The sequence below is a fragment of the Azospirillum argentinense genome (genome assembly GCF_000632475.1).
GTDB classification, from domain to species: domain Bacteria; phylum Pseudomonadota; class Alphaproteobacteria; order Azospirillales; family Azospirillaceae; genus Azospirillum; species Azospirillum baldaniorum.
On record NZ_CP007796.1, the window covers coordinates 582,888 to 593,590 of the forward strand.

10 protein-coding genes are annotated in these 10,703 nt (G+C 72.0%); 9 read left to right on the plus strand and 1 reads right to left on the minus strand.

Going from position 1 to position 10,703, the window contains the following annotated elements; all coding sequences use genetic code 11:
- Window positions 1-86: 86 nt before the first annotated feature.
- From ABAZ39_RS28825 to ABAZ39_RS28865, 9 genes are read left to right on the plus strand one after another with little or no spacing between them, the layout of a single operon-like run.
- On the plus strand, window positions 87-1,337 hold the full coding sequence (locus ABAZ39_RS28825) for a sarcosine oxidase subunit beta family protein (protein ID WP_040137663.1): 1,251 nt from the start codon (window positions 87-89) through the stop codon (window positions 1,335-1,337).
- A 19-nt stretch (window positions 1,338-1,356) separates the two neighbouring features.
- A complete protein-coding gene (locus tag ABAZ39_RS28830; RefSeq protein WP_040137664.1) occupies window positions 1,357-1,638 on the plus strand; it encodes a sarcosine oxidase subunit delta in 282 nt (93 codons plus the stop codon).
- On the plus strand, window positions 1,635-4,625 hold the full coding sequence (locus ABAZ39_RS28835) for a sarcosine oxidase subunit alpha family protein (RefSeq protein ID WP_040137665.1): 2,991 nt from the start codon (window positions 1,635-1,637) through the stop codon (window positions 4,623-4,625). The genes ABAZ39_RS28830 and ABAZ39_RS28835 overlap by 4 nt, the downstream gene beginning before the upstream one ends.
- Entirely contained in the window at window positions 4,618-5,244 is a 627-nt protein-coding gene (locus tag ABAZ39_RS33540; protein WP_051658683.1) for a sarcosine oxidase subunit gamma, read from the plus strand. The genes ABAZ39_RS28835 and ABAZ39_RS33540 overlap by 8 nt, the downstream gene beginning before the upstream one ends.
- Window positions 5,241-6,224 carry a dipeptidase gene (locus ABAZ39_RS28845; RefSeq protein ID WP_040137666.1) on the plus strand — a complete coding sequence of 328 codons (984 nt, stop codon included), beginning with the start codon at window positions 5,241-5,243 and terminating at the stop codon, window positions 6,222-6,224. The genes ABAZ39_RS33540 and ABAZ39_RS28845 overlap by 4 nt, the downstream gene beginning before the upstream one ends.
- A 23-nt stretch (window positions 6,225-6,247) precedes the next feature.
- Window positions 6,248-6,703, plus strand: a complete 456-nt coding sequence (locus ABAZ39_RS28850; protein WP_040137667.1) for a hypothetical protein — start codon at window positions 6,248-6,250, stop codon at window positions 6,701-6,703.
- A complete protein-coding gene (locus ABAZ39_RS28855; RefSeq protein ID WP_081863404.1) occupies window positions 6,700-8,184 on the plus strand; it encodes an FAD/NAD(P)-binding protein in 1,485 nt (494 codons plus the stop codon). The genes ABAZ39_RS28850 and ABAZ39_RS28855 overlap by 4 nt, the downstream gene beginning before the upstream one ends.
- Entirely contained in the window at window positions 8,181-9,032 is an 852-nt protein-coding gene (locus tag ABAZ39_RS28860) for an HpcH/HpaI aldolase/citrate lyase family protein (RefSeq protein WP_040137668.1), read from the plus strand. The genes ABAZ39_RS28855 and ABAZ39_RS28860 overlap by 4 nt, the downstream gene beginning before the upstream one ends.
- Before the next feature lie 32 nt (window positions 9,033-9,064).
- A complete protein-coding gene (locus ABAZ39_RS28865) occupies window positions 9,065-9,859 on the plus strand; it encodes a MetQ/NlpA family ABC transporter substrate-binding protein (protein ID WP_040137835.1) in 795 nt (264 codons plus the stop codon).
- Window positions 9,860-9,873: 14 nt separating this feature from the next.
- Here the strand turns inward: ABAZ39_RS28865 and ABAZ39_RS28870 are convergent, their stop codons facing one another.
- Window positions 9,874-10,677, minus strand: coding sequence for an SDR family NAD(P)-dependent oxidoreductase (locus ABAZ39_RS28870; RefSeq protein ID WP_040137669.1), 804 nt, complete (start codon window positions 10,675-10,677; stop codon window positions 9,874-9,876).
- Window positions 10,678-10,703 lie beyond the last annotated feature (26 nt).

Below are 10,703 nucleotides of genomic sequence, written 5' to 3' on the forward strand. Positions count from 1 at the left end.
ACCGCGCACCGGCCATGCAGATTTTTCTACACATTCGAATGCAGGTCGTCTACCTATTATCTATTACTCCGGTATGAAAATAGGAAATGACCCGCTACTCCCTCCTCTCGCTGGCCCGGAACGCGCTGACCGGGCACCGCCGCTGGGCGCCGGCCTGGCGCGACGCGGCCCCGAAACCGGCCTACGACGTGGTGATCGTGGGCGGCGGCGGGCATGGGCTGGCGACCGCCCACTACCTCGCCTCCCGCTATGGGGTGAGCAACGTGGCGGTGCTGGAGAAGGGGTGGATCGGCGGCGGCAACACCGCGCGCAACACCACCATCGTCCGCTCCAACTACCTGCTGGACGACAGCGCCTTCCTCTACGAACACTCCCTGAAGCTGTGGGAGGGGCTGACGGCGGAGCTGGACTTCAACGTCATGTTCAGCCAGCGCGGGGTGGTCAGCCTCGCCCACAGCGCTCATGAGCTGACGGCGCTGCGGCAGCGCGACCGTGTCATGCGGCTGAACGGCATCGATTCGGAGATGTTGGACCGGGCGGCGCTGCACCGGCTGGCCCCGGCGCTGGATCTGTCGCCCACCGCGCGCTTCCCGGTGTTCGGCGCCTCGATCCAGCGGCGCGGCGGCATCGCCCGGCACGACGCGGTGGCCTGGGGCTTCGCCCGCGCCGCCGACCGGCGCGGCGTGGACATCGTGCAGAACTGCGCGGTGACCGGCCTGCGCATCGAGAACGGGCGCGTGAGCGGGGTGGAGACGACGCGCGGCCCGATCCGCGCCGGCAAGGTGGGAATCGCCGTCGCCGGCCATTCCGGCGTGCTGGCGGCCATGGCCGGGCTGCGCCTGCCGATTCGCAGCTACACGCTTCAGGCCTTCGTGTCGGAGCCGCTGAAGCCGGTGCTCGACACCGTGATCGTGTCCAATCAGGTGTCCTGCTACGTCAGCCAGTCCGACAAGGGCGAACTGGTCTTCGGAGCGGCGCGCGACAATTACAGCTCCTACAGCCAGCGCGGCAGTCTGCCGATCCTGGAGGACTGCATCGCCAACCTGCTGCAACTGTTCCCCACCTTCAGCCGCGTCGGGGTGCTGCGCGGCTGGGGCGGCACGGTGGACGTGTCGCCGGACCTCAGCCCGATCATCGGCCCGTTGCCGGTGGAGGGGCTTTTCATCAACTGCGGCTGGGGCACCGGCGGCTTCAAGGCCACCCCCGGCTCCGGCGACGTGTTCGCCGCCACCATCGCGCGGGGGGAGCCGCACCCGCTGGCCGTCCCCTTCGGCCTGGACCGCTTCGCCACCGGACGGCTGATCGACGAAGCCGCCGCCGCCGGCGTTTCGCACTGACGCACGGGAGACCTCACCCATGCTGCTGATCCCCTGCCCCCACTGCGGCCCCCGCGAAGAGCGTGAATTCCGCTGCGGCGGCGAATCCCACGTCGCCCGCCCTGCCTTCGCCGAGGCGCCCGACGATCACGCTTTCGCGGACTATCTTTACGTCCGCTCGAACCCACGGGGCGTGGTGGCGGAGCGCTGGCACCATCTGTACGGCTGCCGGCGCTGGTTCAACCTGCTGCGCAACACGGTGACCCACGAGATCACCGCCGTCTATTCCATGGGCGCGCCCCGCCCGGAGCCCGCGCCATGAGCGGCCAGCCCTACCGCCTGCCGCGCGGCGGCCTGATCGACCGCGGGCAGCGGGTGCGCTTCGTCCACGACGGGCGCTCCTACGAGGGGTTCGCGGGCGACAGCCTCGCCGCCGCCCTGCTGGCCAACGGGGTGCGGGTGGTCGGGCGCAGCTTCAAACTGCACCGCCCGCGCGGCATCCTGGGCAGCGGGGTGGAGGAGCCCAACGGCTTCGTGGAAACCGGGGCCGGTGGCCTTGTCGAGCCGCTGGCCGCCGCCACGGCGGTGGAACTGCGGCCCGGCCTGGTGTCGCGCGGGCTCGGCGGCTGGCCGTCGGTGCGTCTCGACATCGGTGGTCTGCTGGATTTCGCGGCACCGCTGCTGCCCGCCGGGTTCTATTACAAGACCTTCAAGGCACCCGCCGCGCTGTGGCCGCTCTACGAGCGGGTCATCCGCCGTCTCGCCGGCGTCGCCCACGCGCCGGAGGAACCGGACCCCAGCCGCTACGCCAAGCGCTGGCACCACGCCGACGTGGCGGTGGTCGGCGGCGGCCCCGCCGGTCTGGCCGCCGCGCTGGCCGCCGCGGAGGCGGGGGCGCGCGTGCTGCTGGTCGACTCCGACCACCGGCTGGGCGGCAGCCTGCTCGGCGGGCGGGAGGAGATCGCCGGGCGCCCGGCGCCGGAATGGGTGGAGGCGGTGCGGGCGCGGCTCGCCGCCCGGCCCGACGTTCTGGTGCTCACCCGCGCCACCACGCTGGGCCAGCACGACCACGGATTCCTCAGCGTGCTGGAGCGCACCGCGCCGGATTCCGAAGGCCCGCGCGCCCGGCTGTGGAAGGTCCGCGCCAAGCGGATCGTGCTGGCAACCGGCGCGCTGGAACGCCCACTGGCCTTCGCGGACAACGACCGCCCAGGGGTGATGCTGGCCGGAGCCGTGCGCACCTACCTGAACCGCTACGCCGTGGCGCCGGGACGGCGGGCGGTGGTCTTCACCAACAACGACAGCGCGCTCCGCACCGCGCTGGAGCTGGACGAGGCCGGCGTCGCGGTGGCGGCGGTGGCCGACCTGCGGGCCGAGGTGTCCGGCCCCTGGGCGGAGGCGTTGCGCGAGCGCGGCATTCCCCTGCTGACCGGCCACGCGGTCGCCGCCGTGCGGGGACGCGGCGCGGTGCGCGGCGTGATCCTGGCCCGCCTGACCGACGACGGCGGCGCCCTGCTGCCCGGCACGGAGCGGGATGTCGCCTGCGATCTGCTGGCCCAATCCGGCGGCTGGTCGCCCACCGTCCACCTGCACGCCCATGTCGGCGGACGGCTGCGCTACGACGCGGAAACCGCCGCCCTGCGTCCCATCCCGTCCGAGGGGCCGTGGCGGGTCGCCGGGGCGGCCAACGGCACCTTCGATCTCGCCGCCGCCCTGGCCGAGGGGACGGAAGCCGGGCGAGACGCCGCGGAGCGCGCCGGACACGCGCCGGGCGCCCCGTCGCCCGCCCTGTCCGCCAGCCCCACGCCGCCCCTGGCGCCGCGCGCCCTGTGGCGCGTCCCGGCCAAATCGCGGCGGGCGCGGCGCTTCGTCGATCTGCACAACGACGTGACGGTGGCGGATGTGGAGCTGGCCGTCCGCGAGGGCTACCGCTCCGTCGAGCATCTGAAGCGCTACACCACCGCCGGCATGGGGCCGGACCAGGGTCGCACGGGCAACCTGCTCGCCCTGGGCATCCTGGCCGAGGAGCGCGGCGAAGCCATCGACGCGGTCGGCACCACCACCTACCGCCCGCCCTACGTGCCGGTGCCCTTCGGTGCGCTGGCCGGGCGCGACGTGGGCGCGCTGTACGAGCCGGTGGCCGTCACCCCCATCGATTCCCGGCACGCCGCCGCCGGAGCGGAGTTCCAGAACGCCGGGTCCTGGCGCCGCCCCGCCCTGTTCCCCCGCCCCGGCGAGGAGCGCGCCGCCGCCATCGCCCGCGAGGCGCTGACCGTCCGCCGGGCCGCCGGGCTGTTCGACAGCTCCACACTGGGCAAGATCGAGCTGCACGGGCCGGACGCGGTGGAACTGCTGGAGCGCGTCTACGCCAACCGCTGGCGTTCGCTGCCGGTGGGAGCGGCGCGCTACGGCCTGATGCTGCGTGACGACGGGACGATCCTCGACGACGGGGTGACGGCCCGGCTGGGGGAGAACCGCTATCTGGTCAGCACGACCAGCGGCGGCGCCCGCACCGTCCACGACTGGCTGGAGGAATGGCTCCAGTGCGACTGGCCGGATCTCGACGTGGCGCTGATCCCCGTCACCACCCAGTGGGCCAGCATCACCGTCGCCGGACCGAACGCCCGCGCCGTTCTGGGCAGTGCCGGGACGGACATCGACCTGTCCGCCGCCGCCTTCCCCCACATGACGGTGCGCCAGGGGCAGATCGCCGGCCTGCCGGCGCGGGTCTTCCGCGTCAGCTTCACCGGGGAACTGTCCTACGAGGTCAACGTGCCCGCCGGCCATGGCCTCGCCCTGTGGGACGCGCTGCTGGAGGCCGGGCGGGGCTTCGGCATCGCGCCCTTCGGGCTGGAGGCCGTCCACATCCTGCGCGCCGAGAAGGGCTACATCATCCTGGGCCAGGACACGGACGGCTCGCAGACCCCGCACGACCTCGGCCTGTCCGCCCTGGTCGCCGACGGCAAGCCGGACTTCGTGGGCAAGCGCGGGATGCGGCGCAGCCATCTCGCCGGGCCGGGCCGGCTCCAGCTCGTCGGGTTGCTGACGGAGGACCCGACGGTGGTGCTGCCGGAAGGCGCCTGCATCGTGGAGACCATCGACCGGCGCCCGCCGGTGCCGAAGCTTGGCACCGTCACCTCCTCCTACGCCAGCCCGGCGCTCGGCCGCTCCATCGCGCTGGCGCTGCTGCGCGACGGGCGGGAGCGGATCGGCCGAACGGTGACGGTGGACGGCGACGGGGAATTCGTCCGCGCCACCGTGACCGAGCCGCGATTCTACGATCCGGAAGGACACCGCCTCCATGCCTGACAACCTGACGAAAGCCGAGCGTCCAACGCCGCGCAGCGCCTTCGCGGAGGTGGCGCCGGAGGGCCTCTTCGAGCGCCCCGGCGTCGTCCGCCTGCGCGATCCTGGCCACCGTCCCAAGACCCTGCTGCGCGGGCGCATCACGGCCGCGTGGAGCGCCGCCGCCGCGGGCGTGCTGGGCGTCGCCCCGCCGGAACAGCCGGGCATCCCTGCGCGCTCCCCCGTCGCCGACGTCCTGTGGCTCGGCCCCGACGAATGGCTGGTGCTGGGCAGCGGGTCTGGCATCGGGCCGGACAGCCTCGCTCCGGCGCTGCTGCGTGCCGGGCTGGCCGCAGCGGAGGTGGGTGACGGCCTGCCGGATCTCGAACTGTCCGGCCCGCGCGCCCGCGACGTGCTGGCCGGCGGCACCGCGCTCGACCTGCATCCCTCCGCCTTCCCGGCGGGCTGGGCGACGCGCACCCGGCTCGGGCGCATCGGCGTTCTGCTGCAACGGGCGGAGGATGGCGGGGATGGCCCGGTCTTCCGCCTCCATGTCGAGCGCCCCTGGGCCGGATACCTGTGGTCCTGGCTGGCCGACGCCGCGCTCGACCACCCTTCGAACGACGAGAGCTTCCCCCGATGAGCCTGCACGAGTCCCTGACCGTCATCGACGGCCTGATCGTTTCCCGCTGGAGCCGTTCGGTGTTCGAGAGCATGAAGCGGGGCGGCATCGCCGCCGCCAATTGCACCTGCTCCGTCTGGGAAGGGGTGGAGCCGTCTCTGCACGCCGTCGCTCAATGGAAGGTCCGGCTGCGCGAGCACGCCGACCTGCTGTCCCCGGTGCATAAGGTGGAGGACATCGCCCGCGCCAAGGAGACGGGCCGGGTCGGGGTGATCCTGGGCTGGCAGAACTCCACCGGCTTCGGCGACCACCTGCCCTATGTGGCGCTGTTCCACGAGCTGGGCTTGCGGGTCGTGCAGCTGACCTACCACACCGCGAACTCCGTCGGATCGGGCTGCCTGGAGAGCCGCGACGGCGGGCTGACCGACTTCGGGCGCGATCTGGTGGCGGAGCTGAACCGCGTCGGCATCCTGATCGACCTCAGCCACGTCGGGTCACGCACCGCGGAGGAGGCGATCCTCGCCTCCCGCCAGCCGGTCGCCTACACCCACTGCGCGCCCAGGGCGCTGAAGGACCACCCGCGCAACAAGACCGACGCGGAGCTGCGCTTCATCGCGGAGCGCGGCGGCGTGGTCGGCGTGACCATGTTCCCGCCCTTCATGCCGCGCGGCAACGACAGCACCATCGACGATTATCTGAACGCCATCGAGCACACCGTAAATCTGTGCGGCGAGGACCACGTCGCCATCGGCACCGACTTCACCCAGGACGTGGACGCCGACGGCATCCGCTACTTCACGCTCGACAAGGGCACCGGGCGCCGCCTGCTGGAGGTGGGAGAGGTGCGCAACCCGCCGGGCTTCGAGCGGCTGGACGGCTTCCCCAACCTGACCGCCGCCATGGAGCGCCGCCGCTGGCCGGAGCCGCGCATCGCCAAGCTGCTGGGCGGCAACTGGCTGCGCCTGTTCGGCGAGGTCTGGCGCGACCCGGCGGGGCGCTGAGACGACGGGGGGAGCATCCGATCATGGACCGCAAGACAGCCGCCGACTTCTTCGGGCGCGCGGTGCCCGACGCCTTCATCGCCGACACGCCGGAGGCCGAGCGCCCCGAGGTCGCCGCGATGCTGGAAAGCTCCAAAGGCTTCTTCGAGGGCTGCGCCCGCCATCAGGTGGTGGCGGAGGTCGTGGAGGCCGAACGCTGCATGGCCGGGGTCCGCGTCGGCCAGCGCTACGTCATGCAGGGCGCCCATCTGGACCCGGCGCAGACGACCGGGCCGGTCTGCGTCTTCCTGATGGGAATGCTGGCGCAGCGCGTCGGCATCGCCTTCGACCGCTTCGGACGGGAGGGTGCGGTGTCCCTGACCCTGCCGGGCGCCCACTGCACCGACCCCGGCCCGGCGGTCGGCGGCTTCGGCGCGGTGAAGGTCCGTATGTGGATCGAGCCGGTCCCGGACACGGCTCCTGCTGGAGAACAAGCATGACCATCGACACCGCCGCCGTGGACGCGCTGGCCGCGGATGTGGCGCGCGCTCTGGATCGGCTGGGCGACGACGGCGGGAACTGGGTGCCGCCCAGCCCCGGCATCGACCACGACGTGGCTGTCGTCGGCGCCGGGCAGAGCGGGCTGGCCGTCGCCTTCGCGTTGCGCCGGGCGGGCATCGCCAACATCACCGTCATCGACGCCGCAGAAGAGGGCTGCGAGGGCGTGTGGGAAACCACCGCCCGGATGCAGACCCTGCGGTCGGTCAAGACCCTGCCCGGCCCGGAACTCGGCCTGCCCGGCCTGACCTTCCAATCCTGGTACGAGGCGGCGTTCGGGGCGGACGCCTACGCCGCCATCAGGCGCATCCCGCGCACCGTGTGGGCGGACTATGTCCGCTGGTACCGGCGAGCGACCGGGATTGCCGTGCGCAACCGCACCCGCCTGACCCGCATCGAGCCGCTGGACGCGACGGCGCCGCGCGGTTTCCGCCTGCGTCTGGAGCGGGACGGCGAGGCCCGGACCGAGACCGCGCGCAAGCTGGTGCTGGCGACCGGGATGGACGGCAGCGGCGGCCCCTTCGTCCCGCCGGTCATCGCGGACGGCCTGCCGCGGAGCCTCTACGCCCACACCGATGATCCCATCGACTTCGCGGCGCTTGGCGGAAAGGTGATCGGCGTGCTGGGGGCGGCCTCCTCCGCCTTCGACACCGCCGCCACCGCTCTGGAGCAAGGCGCCGCCGCCGTCCATCTGTTCTGCCGCAACGCCGACCTGACGCGGGTCACCACGGTCAAGGGCCTGTCCTACGCCGGGGCGCTCGACCATTTCCACGAGCTTCCGGACGCCGACCGCTGGAGCCTGATGCGGCGCTTCTTCGCGAACGCTCCCGGCCCGATGCCGGACACGGTGCGCCGGGCCACGCGCTTTCCCAACTTCCACCTGCATCTGGCCGCCGGCTGGACCGCGGCGCGTGACGCCGGGGGGACCGTTGAAGTGGAAGCCGCCGACGGACGCCACAGCTTCGATTTCGTGATCGCCGGCACCGGCTACCGCGCCGATCTCGCCCGGCATCCGGAACTGGCCGGCTTCGCCGACGCCATCGCCCTCTGGCGCGACCGCTACGCGCCACCACCCGGTGAAGAGGACGCGGGGCTGGCCGCCAACCCCTATCTGGGGCCGGGCTTCGAATTCGTCGGGAAGGTCCCCGGCACCGCGCCCTTCCTGAAGGACATCCACAATTTCACTTACGGCGGCGTCGTCAGCCACGGGCGAGCGGTCGGGGAGATCGCCAGTCTGAAGCACGGCGTTCCCCGCCTCGTATCGGCCATCGGGCGCGACCTGTGGCTCGCCGACCGCGCGGCGCATCTGAAGCGCCTGAGTTCCTTCGACACCCCCGACCTGACCGGCGAGGAATACGTCCACGCGTTGTGGCGCCCGCCGGTCGATTCACCCCCATTCCGAAACACGGAAACACCGACATGACCGACCTTCGATCCGTCCGCCGCCGCAGCTTCCTGTTCGTGCCCGGCCTCCGCCCCGATCGCTTCGCCAAGGCGCTGGAGACGGGCGCGGACGTGGTGTGCATCGACCTGGAGGACGCCGTCGCTCCCGACCGCAAGGACGAAGCGCGCGCCCTCTCCCTGCCCACCTATCACGAGCAGCGCGCCGCGCGGGCGGAAAAGGCCCTGCGCATCAACAGCATCCGCTCCCCGGAAGGGATCGCCGACATCGACGCCATCCTGAAGCTGGAGACCCTGCCCGACGCGCTGGTTCTGCCCAAGGTGCGCTCCGCCGACGAGGTGCGGATCGTAGCCGACCTGCTGCGCTCCCGCCCCGAGCCGGTCGCCCTCTACGTCATCATCGAGACGGCCGAGGGGTTGGAACGGGTGGCCGAGATCGCCGGGGCCGATCCCTCCATCGTCGCGCTGTTCATCGGCGCCGTCGACCTGTCGGCGGAATTGCGTGTCCGCCCGACCTGGGACGCCCTGCTCTACGCCCGCTCGCGCATCGTGCACGCGACGGCGCGGGCCGGCGTCGCCGTGCTGGACGTGCCCTTCCTCGACCTGGAGGACGCCGCCGGGCTGGAAACGGAGGCCCGCCGCGCCGCGGCGCTGGGCTTCACCGGCAAGGCGCTGATCCATCCCGGCCATCTGGCGGCCATCCACGCCGCCTTCACGCCGACGGCGGAGGAGGTGGCCCACGCCCGCCGCATCATCGCCGCCTTCCAGGAGAGCACGACCGGCCTCGTCGTCGTGGACGGCAAGCTGATCGAGAAGCCGGTGGTCCGCGAGATGGAGCGCATCCTCCTCAACGCCGGCACTGCCGCCTGACCCCCGTTCGTCCCACCGGAAAGACCGCATCCATCATGAAGCGCCTCATCCTCGCCGCGACCGGCCTGCTGCTCGCCCTGGCCGCCCCGGCCCAGGCCCAGACTCAGGCCCAGACCATCAAGGTCGGCGCCACCTCCGGCCCGCACGCCCAGATTTTGGAGGTCGTCAAGGCCAACGCCGCCAAGGACGGGCTGGACATCCAGATCGTCGAGTTCACCGAATACATCCAGCCGAACGCCGCGCTGGCCGCCGGCGACCTGGAGGCCAACTCCTACCAGCATCTGCCCTTCCTGAAGGCGCAGATCGACGCCCGCGGCTACGACATCGTTCCGGTCGGCAAGACGACGCTGTTCCCCATCGCCGTCTATTCCAAGCGTCACAAGACGGTGGCCGACCTGCCGGCGGGTGCGTCCATCTCCATCCCCAACGACCCCAGCAACGGCGCCCGCTCGCTCCTGCTGCTGGAGAGCGCCGGGCTGATCAAGCTGAAGCCGGGGGCCGGCATCAAGGCCACCCCGCTCGACATCGTCGACAACCCGAAGAAGCTGAAGATCGTGGAGCTGGAATCGCCGCAGCTCGTCCATTCGCTGGACGACGTGGACGCGTCGGCCGTCAACACCAACTACGCGTTGGAGGCGAAGCTGAACCCGGTCAAGGATTCGCTGATCCTGGAGAGCCCGCAGTCGCAGTACACCTGCGAGATCGTCGTGCGCAAGAAGGACGCCGACCAGCCCTGGGTGAAGAAGCTGGTCGCCGCCTACCAGTCGCCGGTGGTCAAGGAGTTCATCCAGACCAAGTTCAACGGCGCCGCCGTCCCCGGCTGGTAACCGTGGAAACGGGCTCAGCCGATGCCGAGGCTGAGCCCGCCGTCCACCGGCAGGCACACCCCGGTGATGTAGCGCGCCTCGTCCGAGGCCAGGAAGACCGACGCCGCGGCGATGTCCCAGGCCGTGCCCTGGAAGCCCAGCGGGCACAGTGCGTCGCGCGCCCGGCGCATTTCCTCCGCGTCCTTGTAATGGGCGGCGATCTGGCTGCGCGCCATCGGCGTGTCGATCAGACCGGGAAGAATCGCGTTGGCGCGGACGCCGTCGCGGGCGTGCTGGCGGGCCACCGCGACGGTGAACTGGTTGACCCCGGCCTTCGCCGCCGCATAGCCGATGTAGGGATAGGCCCAGCGGATCGCGGCGATGGAGGAGATGTTGACGATCGCCCCCGACCGCTGCGCCACCATCACCGGCAGCACGTGCTTGCAGGTCAGGAAGACGCCGGTCAGATCGGTGTCGAGCACCCGGCGCCAGCTCTCCTCGCTGGTTTCCACCGGCCCGCCGGGCTCGGTGATGCCGACGTTGTTGTGCAGGATGTCGATGCGGCCATGGGCGGCGAGCGTCCGTTCGACCGCGGCCGCGACCTCCGGCCCTTTCGTCACGTCGGCGGTGACGGCCAGCGCCGCGACGCCTTCCGCGGCGATCAGGGCGGCGGTCTCCTCCGCGGCCTCGGCCACCTTGTCCACGGCGACCACGCGGGCGCCCTCGCGGGCATAGGCGACCGCCGTCGCCTTGCCGTTGCCCCATCCGGGGGCGGAGGACCCTGCGCCGAAAACCAGAGCCACCTTGCCAGCCAGACGTCCGGCCTTCGCTTCGCTCATGATGCGCGTCTCACTCGCAGCCCAGC